This window comes from Sphingobium sp. WTD-1, from assembly GCF_030128825.1.
GTDB lineage: Bacteria > Pseudomonadota > Alphaproteobacteria > Sphingomonadales > Sphingomonadaceae > Sphingobium.
The window spans coordinates 3,241,878-3,255,954 of record NZ_CP119127.1 but is presented as its reverse complement, the minus strand read 5'-3'; the positions used below and the strand labels follow the sequence as shown (position 1 = coordinate 3,255,954).

At 63.0% G+C, this 14,077-nt stretch carries 11 protein-coding genes; 8 read left to right on the top strand and 3 right to left on the bottom strand.

Features of this window, described 5'->3' with window-relative positions; genetic code table 11:
• Nucleotides 1-19: 19 nt before the first annotated feature.
• Together N6H05_RS16200 and N6H05_RS16195 are read right to left on the bottom strand one after the other, a co-directional pair.
• A complete protein-coding gene (locus N6H05_RS16200; RefSeq protein ID WP_284110551.1) occupies nucleotides 20-2,476 on the bottom strand; it encodes a TonB-dependent receptor in 2,457 nt (818 codons plus the stop codon).
• 244 nt (nucleotides 2,477-2,720) lie between these two features.
• A complete protein-coding gene (locus N6H05_RS16195; protein WP_010338815.1) occupies nucleotides 2,721-4,136 on the bottom strand; it encodes a helix-turn-helix domain-containing protein in 1,416 nt (471 codons plus the stop codon).
• 140 nt (nucleotides 4,137-4,276) lie between these two features.
• Here N6H05_RS16195 and N6H05_RS16190 point away from each other — a divergent pair, with 140 nt between their 5' ends.
• From N6H05_RS16190 to N6H05_RS16155, 8 genes are all read left to right on the top strand, one after another.
• Nucleotides 4,277-5,809, top strand: a complete 1,533-nt coding sequence (locus tag N6H05_RS16190; protein WP_004207231.1) for an acyl-CoA carboxylase subunit beta — start codon at nucleotides 4,277-4,279, stop codon at nucleotides 5,807-5,809.
• A 120-nt stretch (nucleotides 5,810-5,929) separates the two neighbouring features.
• Nucleotides 5,930-6,220, top strand: coding sequence for a GIY-YIG nuclease family protein (locus tag N6H05_RS16185; protein ID WP_284114249.1), 291 nt, complete (start codon nucleotides 5,930-5,932; stop codon nucleotides 6,218-6,220).
• Nucleotides 6,221-6,269: 49 nt separating this feature from the next.
• Entirely contained in the window at nucleotides 6,270-6,707 is a 438-nt protein-coding gene (mce, locus tag N6H05_RS16180; RefSeq protein WP_284110550.1) for a methylmalonyl-CoA epimerase, read from the top strand.
• A gap of 179 nt (nucleotides 6,708-6,886) precedes the next feature.
• Nucleotides 6,887-9,040: a methylmalonyl-CoA mutase gene (gene scpA, locus N6H05_RS16175; RefSeq protein ID WP_284110549.1), complete on the top strand. Its 2,154-nt coding sequence runs from the start codon at nucleotides 6,887-6,889 to the stop codon at nucleotides 9,038-9,040.
• Nucleotides 9,041-10,054 carry a biotin synthase BioB gene (gene bioB / locus N6H05_RS16170; RefSeq protein WP_284110547.1) on the top strand — a complete coding sequence of 338 codons (1,014 nt, stop codon included), beginning with the start codon at nucleotides 9,041-9,043 and terminating at the stop codon, nucleotides 10,052-10,054.
• Nucleotides 10,055-10,186: 132 nt separating this feature from the next.
• Nucleotides 10,187-10,405 (top strand): hypothetical protein, encoded by a 219-nt coding sequence (locus N6H05_RS16165; protein WP_069337016.1) that lies wholly within the window; start codon nucleotides 10,187-10,189, stop codon nucleotides 10,403-10,405.
• Between the two features lie 73 nt (nucleotides 10,406-10,478).
• The gene (locus N6H05_RS16160) at nucleotides 10,479-12,479 is read left to right on the top strand and encodes an acetyl-CoA carboxylase biotin carboxylase subunit (RefSeq protein ID WP_284110545.1); all 2,001 of its coding nucleotides are present in this window, start codon (nucleotides 10,479-10,481) and stop codon (nucleotides 12,477-12,479) included.
• A 142-nt stretch (nucleotides 12,480-12,621) separates the two neighbouring features.
• On the top strand, nucleotides 12,622-12,993 hold the full coding sequence (locus tag N6H05_RS16155; protein WP_284110543.1) for a tRNA-binding protein: 372 nt from the start codon (nucleotides 12,622-12,624) through the stop codon (nucleotides 12,991-12,993).
• Nucleotide 12,994: 1 nt separating this feature from the next.
• On the opposite strand, the gene N6H05_RS16150 is transcribed toward N6H05_RS16155, so the two are convergent.
• The gene (locus N6H05_RS16150; protein ID WP_284110541.1) at nucleotides 12,995-13,981 is read right to left on the bottom strand and encodes a M28 family peptidase; all 987 of its coding nucleotides are present in this window, start codon (nucleotides 13,979-13,981) and stop codon (nucleotides 12,995-12,997) included.
• Nucleotides 13,982-14,077: the final 96 nt, after the last annotated feature.

Sequence of the window (14,077 nt, the reverse complement as noted above, 5' to 3'; positions counted from 1 at the left end):
CCGGCGCCCCTTCGTCCGGTCAGAAGGCCACGACCATCGACCCGCTGATCGCGCGGGGCGAGCCGAGATAGGCGGTGGTTGCAGTGCTGGTGAGGCCGGTGCCCGAATAGCCGATATAGACCTTGTCGAACAGGTTGGTGACGTTGAGCTGGAAGAAGGTCTTCTTGAGGCCCCATTGCTCCAGCGAGAAGCGGGCGTCGAGATCGACCAGCGTATAGCCGGGCAGCTTCACCGTGTTGATGTCGTTGACATAGCGTTCGCCGGTCCGCTTGATCTGGAGGCCGAGGTCGACCGGGCCGAGCGTGCCCTGGATACGGCTGCCCAGCGTATAGACCGGCGCGCCGGCCTCGCGCTTGCCGGCGGTTGCGGCATAGGTGCTGGCACCGGTCTGGACATCATCCTTGATCTCCGACTTGAGGTAGGAGCCGAAGACGTAGAGCATCAGATCCTTGACCGGGCGCACCGCGACGCTGCCGTCGACGCCATATTTGTCGACACGGCCGAGGTTGCGGGTCACGCTGCAATCGCAATCGGCGTCATAGGCGGTCGCCAGGCGGTTGTTGTAGCGCGTGTACCAGCCCGACAGCTGCGCCTGGACGATGCCCGACTGATAGCGAACGCCGAGGTCGAAGGCGTCTGACGTCTCCGGCTTGGGATTGCCCGAACTGGAGCCTTCGTCGAAATAGAGCGCGCCATAGAGGGCGTCGGTGCCGGGCACGGACAGGTTCTTGGCATAGCTGGTGAAGACGCTGGCCTTGCTGGTGAACTTGTAGGTGACGCCAAGGTTGGGCAACAGCTTGTTATAGTCGAACTTGCGCGACTGCGGCGCGGCATAGGCGCTGTTGGCGGCAAGCTGGGCATCGATGCCGGCCTGGGTCGCCGGGCAGTTGACATTGCCCGATGCGTCGGTGGTGACGCAATATTGATTGAGGTCGCGGCTGAAGAAGGGCATGCGCGCGCCCAGCAGCAGGATGACCTGATCGTCGAGATAGGCGCCGCGATATTCGCCCGAAATCTGGTTCAGCGTGGCATAGGATAGCCGATTGCGCTTCTGCACGACATTGCCGTCGGCATCGACGATCGGATTGTTGATCGGGAAGACGTCGACCGGATCGCCGTCCAGTTCCAGATAGCCGGCCTCGCCGGTCTGGCGATGGCGGGCACGGTCATAGGTGTAGGACAGGCGCAGGCGGTTGTCGGGATCGATATCGTAGGACAGGTTGGCGATCACGCCATAGCGCCTGGTCACCGTCTGGCTGGGTGACAGGACGCGGACGAAATCCTGCGTGTCGCCATCGCCGTTGAGGTCCACGCCGCCGACATAATAATATTGGGTCGAGCTGCTGGTGGCGCTGTTGCGGCTGTCCTTGAGATAATAGCCACCCGTGTTGCCGTCGGCGCTGGCGCCTTCATAGGCATAGGATGTGCCGCCGCCATTGGCCTTGGTATATTGGAAGCTGGGATCGACCGTGAGGGTCAGGCCGTTCGCCAGAGTAAAGCGCGAATTGAGGCGGACATTGCCGGTGTTGGACGGGTTGTAGCGCCGCTCGAACGCCGAACCGCAGCTATTGGCATAGTCGGTGACGCCGGTTTGCGGCGTGTCCACGGTGCAGGTCGCGGTGTCGTAGAAGCGGCCGTCGGTCGTGCCGGGGAAGGTCGCGGTGGTATAGGTCGAACCGTTGAAGGTGTTGCGGTTCTGGTTGTAGTGGCCGGCCAGCGCGATGAAGTCGCCATTGCTGCCGATCGGCTGGTAGATCTTGCCATTATATTGCTGCTTATCGACGCCGCCATAATTGGTGTAGGTCGACTTGTTGGTCGCGCGTGAGGCGGAGAACCAGGCCTTGGTGCCAAAGGGCGTGAAGACGCCGGTCTGGACCATGCCGAAAATGCGGTGATAGGCGCGATCATCGTCATTGCCGCGCGCGACGATATTGCCATAGCTGGCGCTGATCATCGCGCCCATCTCGTCCGATGGCATCAGCGAACGGATGTTGATCGTGCCGCCGGCGGCCGAGGCGGTCGGGCTGTCGACGTCGGTCGAGCCCAGGCTGACGGTCGCCGCCTCGATGATTTCCGGGTCGAGCTGCTGGTTGGTGTAGAGCGCGTAATTGCCCGAGTCATTGAGCGGAATGCCGTCGATTGTCTGCGACACGCGGTCGGAACTGAAGCCCCGCACGGTGAAGCTGCCGCCCAGCGATCCCCAGGGGTCCTGGTTGGAGAAGCTGACGCCGGGCACCAGGTTCAGCGTTTCGTTGATCGCCTGGCCGGGGCGCTGGCGGGCGATGAGTTCCTGATCCAGCGTGACCTTGGCCTTGGGCGTCTCCGGGATCTTGACGCCGCCGACGCTCTGGTCGCCCTGCGCGCCGGTGACGATGATGCTGTCCTCGAAATCCTGCGAGCCGGTCGATTGCGCGAGCGCGATCGTCGGCGCAGCCGCCACGACCAGCGCGGCGCTGCACATCAATAGCTGTTTCATTGACCCGAAATCCCTTTTTACCATGTGCGACAAGGGTGCCGATTATCTGTTCTGGCACCGAGCTGTCCGTGACAGTCCCGCCCTGCAACTGGGATTTCGCTATGACAATTTTGTTAAAAGTGACACGACATATAGCTGAATTATATTTCAATATGCTTCATTATATTCATGATTGAAGATGAATATTGAAATGTAAAAGTAACAGTGAATTTTATTTCGTATTTTTTGCCATTATTACTTCGTGTCAGCCGATCCAGTAGGGCACGATCTGGCGATTGTCGGGGTCGACATGGATCGGGCGGTCGGCGGGCGGGAAGGCGCGCTGGTCGCAGCTCTGGCGCGAGCAGAGGCGGCAGGTGATGCCGATGGGCGTCGCGGCGCCTTCCTCCTGCAGATGCAGGCCGTCGGCATAGACGAAATTGGCCGCATGGGCGACCTCGCAGCCCAGCACCACGGCGAAACGGCGCGGGGTGCGCTTGTAGCTGCCGGACGGCTTCACCAGCCCCTTCGCCATCGAGACATAGCGCACGCCGTCGGGGGTCTCGCCAAGCTGCACATTGATGCGGTCGGGCACGGCCACCGCCTCATGCACGTTCCACAGCGGGCAGGCGCCGCCAAAGCGGGCGAATTGCAGCCGGGTGGCGCTGTGGCGCTTGGTGATGTTGCCGGCCATATCGACCCGGCAGAAGAAGAAGGGGATGCCGCGCAGGCCCGGCCGCTGCAGCGTGGACAGGCGGTGGCAGGCCTGTTCGAAGCTGACGCCGAAGGTTCGGGCGAGCCGGTCGATATCATGGCGCATCGTCCGCGCCGCCTCGCGGAAGGGGGCATAGGGCATCAGCAGCGCACCGGCGGCATAATTGCCAAGGCCGATCGCGAGCAGCCGATCGGCGCCAGTCACGGGCAGGCCGGCCTTGCGCACCACATCGGCGATCACCGCCTGTCCCTCCAGCATCATCAGCTGATGGGCCAGCATGAACTTGCGGCTTTCGGTCGGCAGGGCGGCGTTGATGAACAATTGCCGGTCGGCGGCGCGATAGGCGCGCAGCGCGCTGTCGGGCGTCTCTGCGATCAGCGTCTCGATGCCGTGGCGGCGGGCGAGCGCCTCGACCAGCATCCCTTCGTCCAGCACCTGGCCCTGGGCAAAGCTCTCGGCCATCTCCTCGGCCAGGCAGTCGAGGCTATGGACATAATTGCCGGCCTCATGAAACCAGTCGCGCGCCGCTTCCCAGGGCAGGCGGGCCTGCACCTCATGATCGTTGGCGATCGCCTCCTCGATCATGTTGATCCGCTCATTGGCGCGCATATGGGCGTTGTAGAGATCGACATAGCGGGCCGCGAATTCGGGAAATTGCAGGTGCAGCTTCTCGATCCGTTCCGGCTCCAGCGCCGGGCCGGGCAGTTCGGGATGGGACAGGGCAAAGGCGAAGGCGCCCAGCAGCTGTTCATCCTCGCGACTGTCGAAACTGGCCCAGTCGGTGGGAAAGGCATTGGCGAGCGCGGCCTTGACCTTGGCGGTCAGCGGGCGATCGTCATTTTCCATCTGGCTCAGATAGGATACGGATATGCCCAGTGCCTGCGCCATCGTCGCCTGGTCCATGCGATGGTCCAGGCGCAGCTGGCGCAGGCGCGGGCCTGCGAATATACGGTTGCCGCGTGCCATAATCCTTACCCTAATTTGCGAAGTCGCGATTTGCAAATTGGCAAATTTACATTTGCGAACTTTGTGTGCGGCTGGGTAGGGGAAGGGCAAGGCGGCGTCGGCCAAGCTATTGACGCCACGAATTTGGAGAGAAGCCTTTCATGTCGAAGCTCGCCATCATCGAACAGCTGGAAGCCAAGCGCGAAGGCGCCCGCATGGGCGGCGGCCAGCGCCGCATCGACGCGCAGCATGGCAAGGGCAAGCTGACCGCGCGGGAGCGGATCGAAGTGCTGCTGGACGAGGACAGCTTTGAAGAGCTGGACATGTATGTCGAGCATAATTGCATCGATTTCGGCATGGATGAACAGCATATTCCGGGCGACGGCGTCGTTACCGGATCGGGCACGATCAACGGCCGCCTCGTCTATGTCTTCAGCCAGGATTTCACCGTCTATGGCGGCGCGGTGTCGGAACGGCACGCGATGAAGATCTGCAAGATCATGGACATCGCGATGAAGGTCGGCGCGCCGGTGATCGGCCTCAACGACAGCGGCGGTGCGCGCATCCAGGAAGGTGTCGCCTCGCTCGCCGGCTATGCCGAGATTTTCCAGCGCAATGTGCTGGCGTCGGGCGTGGTGCCGCAGATCAGCGTCATCATGGGGCCGTGCGCGGGCGGCGCGGTCTATTCGCCGGCGATGACCGACTTCATCTTCATGGTGAAGGACAGCAGCTTCATGTTCGTGACCGGGCCTGACGTGGTCAAGACCGTCACCAACGAGGTGGTGACGCAGGAGGAACTGGGCGGCGCGATCACCCACACGACCAAGTCGGGCGTGGCGGATGTGGCGTTCGAGAACGACATCGAGGCGCTGCTGGCAGTGCGCGATTTTGTCGACTTCCTGCCTGCGTCCAACAAGGAACCGGTGCCCGAGCGGCCGAGCGCGGACCCGTGGGACCGGCTGGAGGACAGCCTCGACACGCTGATCCCGGCCAATGCCAACCAGCCCTATGACATGCACGAACTGATCCGCAAGGTGGTGGATGAGGGCGACTTCTTCGAGGTGCAGCCGGCTCATGCAGGCAATATCCTGTGCGGTTTCGGCCGGATCGAGGGCAAGACGGTGGGCATCATCGCCAACCAGCCGATGGTGCTGGCCGGCGTGCTGGATATCAACTCGTCGAAGAAGGCCGGCCGCTTCGTGCGCTTCTGCGATGCGTTCGAAATTCCGATCGTCACCTTTGTCGACGTGCCGGGATTCCTGCCGGGCACGGCTCAGGAGCATAGCGGCATCATCAAGCATGGCGCCAAGCTGCTCTTCGCCTATGCCGAGGCGACCGTGCCGAAGATCACCGTTATCACCCGCAAGGCCTATGGCGGCGCCTATGACGTTATGTCCTCCAAGCATTTGCGCGGCGATCTGAACTATGCCTGGCCGACCGCCGAGATCGCGGTGATGGGCGCCAAGGGCGCGGTCGAGATCATCTTCCGCGGCAAGACGCCCGAAGAGATTGCGGAAAAGACCAAGGAATATGAAGACCGCTTCGCCAACCCCTTCGTGGCGGCGAGCAAGGGCTTCATCGACGAGGTGATCCAGCCCCACTCGACCCGCAAGCGGATCGCGCTGGGCCTGCGCAAGCTGCGCAACAAGGCGCTGGAGAACCCCTGGAAGAAGCACGACAATATTCCGCTGTGAGGTCTTGAAATGACATCTCATTCGTCATTGCGAGCGCAGCGAAGCAATCCACTGGCGCGCCATCTGGATTGCCGCGTCGCCTGCGGCTCCTCGCAATGACGGAGGTATGGAATGAAGGTGATGCGTCCGGCGGCCTACATCATGGCGAGCGGGCGGAACGGGACGCTCTATACCGGTGTCACCTCAAACCTGCCGCAGCGTGTGTGGCAGCATCGGGAGAATATCACCGGCGGGTTCACGCAACGGTACGGCTGCAAGATGCTGGTCTGGTACGAAATGGCGGAGACGATGGAGGTAGCCATTGCGCGCGAGAAACAGATCAAGGCAGGCTCGCGGGCAAGGAAGATAGCATTGATCGTCGGGTTCAATCCCGATTGGCAGGATTTGTATCAGGGCATCGCTCAAGGGTGAAACGTCGCATGGATTGCTTCGCTTCGCTCGCAATGACGAAGGATAGGATGTGAAACTCGGCCGTCTCAACCATATCGGCATCGCGACGCCTTCGCTGGCGGCGAGCCTGGCCTATTATCGCGACATCATGGGCGCGACGATCACGCATGAACCGTTCGACCTGCCGGCGCAGGGGGTGAAGGTGTGCTTCGTGGATACGCCTGGCGAAGGCGGCACGGCGGGCACGCAAATCGAGCTGATCGAGCCGCTGGGCGAGAACTCGCCCATTCACGGCTTCATCGCCAAGAACCCGGCCGGCGGGCAGCATCATATGTGCTATGAAGTGCCCGACATCATGGAAGCCAAGGCCTGGTTCGAGGGGCTGGGCAAGAAGGTGCTGGGCGAACCGCGCATTGGCGCCCATGGCACGCCCATCTTCTTCGTCCACCCCAAGGACATGAACGGCGTGCTGACCGAGATCATGGAGACGCCGAAGGACGGCCATTAATCGCCTCGCCCCTTCAGGGGAGAGGCAGCGAGACTTGGGGCTGCGCAGCAGCCCTTAGTCGCAGCGGAGAGGGGCTGATTTGTGCGATGTCGCAGTCCCCTCTCCAACTTCGGCTAGGCAGGCAAGCTGCCAAGCCTGCGTATCCTCTCCCCAATGGGCGAGGAAAGGGATGGATTAGGATGACCGAGAAGCCGACATTGGACCAGTGGGCCGCCGCTGCCGCCAAGGAAGTGAAGGGCAAGGATCTGAACTGGGATACCCCGGAGGGTATCGTGGTGAAGCCGCTCTACACCGCCGAGGACGTGACCGTCGATCCGGGCCTGCCCGGCTTTGCGCCGTTCACGCGCGGCGTGCGCGCGTCCATGTATGCGGGCCGTCCCTGGACCATCCGTCAATATGCGGGCTTTTCTACCGCCGAGGAATCCAACGCCTTCTATCGCCGGAACCTGGCCGCCGGGCAGAAGGGCCTCAGCGTCGCCTTCGACCTCGCCACCCATCGCGGCTATGACAGCGACCATCCGCGCGTCGTCGGCGATGTCGGCAAGGCGGGCGTAGCGATCGACACGATCGAGGACATGAAGATCCTGTTCGACGGCATTCCGCTCGACAAGATGAGCGTGTCGATGACCATGAACGGCGCGGTGATCCCGATCCTGGCCTTCTTCATCGTCGCGGGCGAGGAACAGGGCGTCGAACGCAAGCTGCTCGACGGGACCATCCAGAACGACATCCTCAAGGAGTTCATGGTCCGCAACACCTATATCTACCCGCCCGAACCCTCGATGCGGATCATCAGCGACATTTTCGGCTATACGTCGCGGGAGATGCCCAAGTTCAACAGCATCTCCATCTCCGGCTATCATATGCAGGAAGCGGGCGCGACACAGGTGCAGGAGCTGGCCTTCACCATCGCGGACGGGGCGGAATATGTGCGCTATGGCGTGGCGAGCGGCCTCGACATCGACAAGTTTGCCGGGCGGCTGAGCTTCTTCTTCGCCATCGGCATGAACTTCTTCATGGAGATCGCCAAGCTGCGCGCCGCCCGCGTGCTGTGGCATCGGGTCATGACGAAGCTGGGCGCGCAGGACGAGCGCAGCAAGATGCTGCGCACCCATTGCCAGACGTCGGGCGTGTCGCTGACCGAGCAAGACCCTTACAACAACGTCATGCGCACCACGATCGAGGCGATGGCTGCGATGCTGGGCGGCACCCAGTCGCTCCACACCAACGCTCTCGACGAAGCGATCGCGCTGCCGACGGACTTCTCCGCCCGCATCGCGCGCAACACGCAGATCGTCATCCAGGAAGAGACCGGCATGTGCAATGTCGTCGATCCGCTGGGCGGCAGCTATTATATCGAGGCGCTGACCCAGCAACTGGTCGACGCCGCGCAGGAAATCATCGACCGCGTGGAAGCCGAAGGCGGGATGGCCAAGGCTGTGGGCGCGGGCTGGCCCAAGGCGATGATCGAGACTGCGGCGGCCGCCCGTCAGGCCCGCGTCGACCGGGGCGAGGACGTCATCGTTGGGGTCAACAAATATCGCCTGGCGAACGAGGATCTGCTCGAAACGCTGGAAGTCGACAACACCAAGGTCCGCGAGGCGCAGATCGCCCGCATCAACCGGGTGAAGGCGGAGCGCGACGAGGATGCCTGTCAGGCCGCGCTGCAATCGCTCCGCGATGCCGCCGCCGCGCCGCAGTCGATCGAGACCAATCTCATCGCCCATGCCGTCGAGTGCGCCCGTGCGCGCGCGACGCTGGGCGAAATCTCCGCCGCCATGGAGGATAGCTTCAACCGCTATGGCACGCAGCCGACGCCGGTGAAGGGCGTCTATGGCGCGCCCTACAAGGATGACAGCCGCTGGAAACAGGTTCTCGACGGGGTGCAGGCCGTCGAACGGCGCCTCGGCCGCAAGCCCAAACTCCTCGTCGCCAAGATGGGGCAGGACGGGCACGACCGGGGCGCCAACATCATCGCCTCGGCCTTCGGCGACATGGGCTTCGATGTCGTGTCCGGCCCGCTGTTCCAGACGCCGGAGGAAACGGTGATGCTGGCGCTCGACAGCGGCGTCGATGTGGTCGGCGCATCGTCGCTGGCCGCCGGGCACAAGACGCTGATCCCGGAACTCATCAACCGGCTGCGCGACCACGGCCGTAGCGACATCAAGGTGATCGCCGGCGGGGTCATCCCGCCGCAGGATTATGACTATCTTCGTGACGCAGGGGTTCAGGGCATTTATGGGCCGGGTTCCAATGTCGTGGAGTGCGCCGCCGATGTGCTGCGCCTGCTCGGCCACAACATGCCCCCGGCGGGGCTAGAGGAAGCTGCGTAAATGAATACCCCCTGCACCCTGACCGCCCGCAACGACTGGACGCGCGAGGAAATCGCCGCGCTGTTCGACCTGCCCTTTGGCGACCTGATGTTCGAAGCGCAGTCGATCCACCGCGCGAACTTCCCGCGCAACGAGGTGCAACTGTCGACCCTGTTGTCGATCAAGACTGGCGGCTGTCCGGAGGATTGCGGTTACTGCAACCAGTCGGCCTCGGCGGAAAGCGGCCTGAAGGCCGAGAAATTGATGAGCGTGCAGGCGGTGATGCAGGCGGCGGCACAGGCGAAGGACGCGGGCAGCTCGCGCTTCTGCATGGGCGCGGCCTGGCGTAACCCCAAGGATCGCGACATGCCCGCCATCGTCGAGATGGTGAAGGGCGTGCGCCAGATGGGCATGGAAACCTGCATGACGCTGGGCATGCTCAGCGAAAGCCAGGCCGACATGCTCGCGGAGGCCGGCCTCGATTATTACAATCATAATATCGACACCTCGCCCGAACATTATGAGAAGGTCATCACCACCCGCACCTTCGACGACCGTCTGGTGACGCTGGAAAATGTCCGCAATTCGGGCATCAATGTCTGCTCGGGCGGCATCGTCGGCATGGGCGAGGCGCGCGAGGATCGCGTCGGCTTCCTTCATGCGCTCGCCGTGCTGCCGGTCCATCCGCAAAGCGTGCCGATCAACGCGCTAGTCCCGGTCAAGGGCACGGTGCTGGGCAATATGCTGGCCGACACGCCACTCGCCAAGATCGACGAGATCGAGTTCGTGCGCACGGTCGCGGTCGCGCGGATCGTGATGCCGGAAAGCATGGTGCGGTTGAGCGCGGGTCGCGAGAGCATGTCGGATAGCTGCCAGGCGCTCTGCTTCATGGCCGGCGCGAACAGCATTTTCACCGGCGACAAGCTGCTGACCACCGCCAATGCGGGAGACAATGCCGATGCAGCGCTGTTCGCGAAGCTGGGCGTCGTGCCGATGCAGGCCGAAGTGAAGATCGAGCTGGAGGCGGCGGAGTGAAAATCGCGCCCACCCTCGTCACCCCGGCCTTGAGCCGGGGTCCCGCTTCTTCTTGCCGTCGCGGGGGAAGAAAGCGGGATGCCGGATCAAGTCCGGCATGACTAAGGTGGGTTTGGTGTTTGAATGGAAGGAATGACACGCCGCCGGCAGATATGGGTGACGGTGTGGACGAGCCTTTTGCTCGTTCCCGTTCTCCTGCTGCTATTCGGCTGGTCGATGATGGAATGCTCGGACGCTGACCCGTGTCCGACGGGTGGGAAGATGCCTTTTGGAGAGGCCGCGGCGATTTTCGGTGTGATGCTGATGATCGGGCAGGGCATTTTCCTGAAATCGATCTGGAGAGGTCGATAACCGGAATGGGATTGAGCCTCGCTTGAAAGAGCGGGGCGAACGAAACTGAACAAGGACTGGGACAGGAAATATAATGGCAATCACCAAGATCCTGATCGCGAACCGTGGCGAAATTGCGTGTCGTGTCATGCGCACGGCGAAGAAGATGGGCATCAAGACCGTCGCGGTCTATTCCGATGCCGATGCCCGCGCGCCGCATGTGCTGATGGCGGATGAAGCCGTCCATATCGGCCCGCCGCCCGCCGCCCAATCCTATCTGCTGGCCGACAAGATCATCGAGGCGTGCAAGGCGACCGGCGCCGACGCCGTCCATCCGGGCTATGGCTTCCTCTCCGAGCGCGAAAGCTTCCGCAAGGCGCTCGACGCCGAGGGCATCATCTTCGTCGGCCCTCCGGCGAATGCCATCGCCGCGATGGGCGACAAGATCGAATCCAAGAAGCTGGCGATGGAAGCGGGCGTCAATGTCGTCCCTGGCTTTGTCGGCGTGATCGACGACACCGAACATGCGGTGAAGATCTCCAACGAGATCGGCTATCCGGTGATGATGAAGGCCTCGGCCGGCGGCGGCGGCAAGGGCATGCGCCTCGCCTACAGCGAACAGGATGTCCGCGAAGGCTTCGAGGCGACCAAGCGCGAGGGGCTGAACAGCTTCGGCGACGATCGCGTCTTCATCGAGAAGTTCATCGAAAGCCCGCGCCATATCGAAATTCAGGTGCTGGGCGACCAGCATGGCAATATCGTCTACCTCAATGAGCGCGAATGCTCTATCCAGCGCCGCCACCAGAAGGTGGTGGAGGAAGCGCCGTCGCCCTTCGTCAGCCCCGAAATGCGCAAGAAGATGGGCGAGCAGTGCGTCGCCCTGGCCCGCGCGGTCGGCTATTTCAGCGCCGGCACGGTCGAACTGATCGTCAGCGGCGAGGACAAGACCGGCGACGGCTTCTACTTCCTCGAAATGAACACGCGGCTTCAGGTCGAACATCCCGTCACCGAGGAAATCACCGGCGTCGACCTGGTCGAACAGATGATCCGCGTCGCCAATGGCGAGAAGCTGAGCTTCGGCCAGGCCGACGTGAAGATCAACGGCTGGTCGATCGAGAACCGCGTCTATGCCGAAGACCCCTATCGCGGCTTCCTGCCGTCGACCGGCCGCCTGATCCGCTATAATCCGCCCGAAACCGGCACGGATGAGAGCGGCGCGCTGATCCGCGTGGATGACGGCGTGCAGGAAGGCGGCGAGGTGTCGATCTTCTACGATCCGATGATCGCCAAGCTGATCACCTGGGCGCCGACCCGTCTGGAGGCGATCGACAAACAGATCGAGGCGCTCGACAAGTTCGAGATCGAAGGGCCGGGCCACAATATCGATTTCGTCTCCGCGCTGATGCAGCATGAGCGCTTCCGCTCCGGCAACATCACCACCGGCTTCATCGCGGAAGAATATCCCGAGGGCTTCCATGGCGCGCCGGCCTCGCCGGAATTGCTCCAGCGCCTGTCGGCGATCGGCGCCTTTGCCGCCATGGCGCAGGCCGACCGCGCCCGCCGCATCGACGGGCAGCTTGGCAAGCGTCTTGCCCCGCCCACCGGCTGGCAGGTGAAGATCGGCGACGCGATCCATGATGTCGTGATCGACGGCGACGAAGTGACGGTCGACGGCGAGAGCATCGACATGGCGCTCGAATATACGCCCGGCGATCGCCTGATCGAGGCGGAATTTGGCGAGGAGCAGCTGGCGGTGCGGATCGCGCCGATGCGGTCTGGCTTCGTGCTGACGGCGCATGGCGCCAGCCACAAGCTGCGCATCCTGCCCGCCCACGCCGCGCCCTATGCCGCGCACATGATCGAGAAGATCCCGCCCGATCTGTCGAAATATCTGATTTGCCCCATGCCCGGCCTGCTGGTCGCGCTAAACGTCAAGCAGGGCGACAAGGTCGAGATCGGCCAGCCGCTTGCGGTGATCGAGGCGATGAAGATGGAAAATATCCTGCGCGCCGGCAAGGCGGGCACGGTCAAGAGCGTGTCGGCGGCACAGGGCGAGAGCCTGCCGGTTGACGCGGTGATCCTGGAACTGGAGTAAGCATTCCTCCCCGGAACGGGGAGGGGGGCCACGAAGTGGTGGAGGGGGGATACTTCTGGACGCGGCCTCGCATTTGGGGCACGCCCCCTCCGTCGGCTTCGCCGCCACCTCCCCGCAGGCGGGGAGGAGATGGAGTTCCTGCATGCACCTGACACACGACCCCAGCGCCCCCGCCGCCGACCCGATCGGCTTCGACGATTTCCTGAAAGTGGATATCCGCGTCGGCACGATCATCTCGGCCGAACCCTATCCCGAGGCGCGCAAGCCCGCCTACAAGCTGCTGATCGATTTCGGCCCGACGATCGGCCAGAAGAAATCGAGCGCCCAGATCACCGAAAATCACGCACTGGAAGAGCTGCCCGGCCGCCAGGTCGCCGCCGTGGTCAATTTCCCGCCGCGCCAGATCGGCAAGTTCATGTCGGAAGTGCTGACCCTGGGCTTCGCCGATGCGGCCGGCGCCGTCATGCTGTTCGCGCCCGACAAGCCTGTGCCCAATGGTTCGCGCCTGTTTTAGGCTATAGCGCGCCCTTCCGCGCCCATGCACGCACCACCTGTTCCACGCCATCGACCACCCGCGCCATGCGGTCATAGTCCAGCCGGTCGGGTGTATCGGCTTCGCTATGATAATAGCGATAGCGGAACGGGGCCGTGTCGGTGATCATCAGGGCGGGTATCCCGACCTGCGCGAACGCCCAATGGTCCGACCAGTCGATTCCCTGTACGAAGCCGGGAGCGCTGCCGCCGACGCTGGGGAAGGCTGCTTCGCGCCGGAATGCTGCAACCGTGGCACGAATGAACGGGCGCGGGGATGTCATGCCGACGAAGGCGATGAAATTGCCGGTGTCCGGATAGAGGGCGGATAACGGAAAGGGGTAATGCTGGCTTCCCTTGGCATCGCTGTAGAAGCCGATTGTCTCCAGCGAAATCATGCCGAGCGTGCGCTCCTGACCGGCCGCCAGCGCCTTGGCATAGGCAAGGCTGCCCATGTGCGTAGTCTGGAAATAGGGCGGCTCTTCATTGGCGAAGAAGGCGAAGCGTAGCCGCAATCGGCTCCGTCCGCGCAGATCGGACAGGGCGCGGGCAAGTTCCAAGGTTGCCGCCGTGCCCGATCCATTGTCATTGGCCCCCGGCGTTGTGCCATAGCTGTCATAATGTGCGCCGATCACCAGCGTCGGGGCATCACCATTGGCGGGTTCGAGCATGGCTTCGATATTGAAGGTGCCGGGGACGCCCTGGATTGGCTGGCGGTGTGGGGCATAGCCGGCCTGTCGCAATTTCATTTCGACATACTGTGCGACATGCTCCATTTCGTGCAAATGCGCAGCGTTGTGCGGCTTTCGCGCGATGAGCGTGACATCGGTCCTCAGCCGCCCGCTGAGCGCCCGCTGCTCCGCTGTAAGGCGTGGCAGCGGCCCTTGGTGCGACCGACCGGGCACGGCGGTCATCCAGAACAGGATCGCTTTCGTCGGCATGCCGGATGCGTTCGCGCCTTCGCTGTCCATTCTGCCTCCCCCAAGCCCGGCCGCGCATGGCTGCGCCCGCAATTGCTGCACCTGTCCTACACAGGCCTCGCCATGCTAGACCAGCATGATCTTATC

Excerpts from the sequence above, each read along its gene's own strand:
- scpA (WP_284110549.1), top strand. The coding sequence starts at position 6,887 with ATGACCGAGAAGCCGACATTGGACCAGTGGGCCGCCGCTGCCGCCAAG.
- N6H05_RS16200 (WP_284110551.1), bottom strand. The coding sequence starts at position 2,476 with ATGAAACAGCTATTGATGTGCAGCGCCGCGCTGGTCGTGGCGGCTGCG.
- N6H05_RS16165 (WP_069337016.1), top strand. The coding sequence starts at position 10,187 with ATGACACGCCGCCGGCAGATATGGGTGACGGTGTGGACGAGCCTTTTG.
- N6H05_RS16155 (WP_284110543.1), top strand. The coding sequence starts at position 12,622 with ATGCACCTGACACACGACCCCAGCGCCCCCGCCGCCGACCCGATCGGC.
- N6H05_RS16185 (WP_284114249.1), top strand. The coding sequence starts at position 5,930 with ATGCGTCCGGCGGCCTACATCATGGCGAGCGGGCGGAACGGGACGCTC.
- N6H05_RS16160 (WP_284110545.1), top strand. The coding sequence starts at position 10,479 with ATGGCAATCACCAAGATCCTGATCGCGAACCGTGGCGAAATTGCGTGT.
- N6H05_RS16150 (WP_284110541.1), bottom strand. The coding sequence starts at position 13,981 with ATGGACAGCGAAGGCGCGAACGCATCCGGCATGCCGACGAAAGCGATC.
- N6H05_RS16195 (WP_010338815.1), bottom strand. The coding sequence starts at position 4,136 with ATGGCACGCGGCAACCGTATATTCGCAGGCCCGCGCCTGCGCCAGCTG.
- bioB (WP_284110547.1), top strand. The coding sequence starts at position 9,041 with ATGAATACCCCCTGCACCCTGACCGCCCGCAACGACTGGACGCGCGAG.
- N6H05_RS16190 (WP_004207231.1), top strand. The coding sequence starts at position 4,277 with ATGTCGAAGCTCGCCATCATCGAACAGCTGGAAGCCAAGCGCGAAGGC.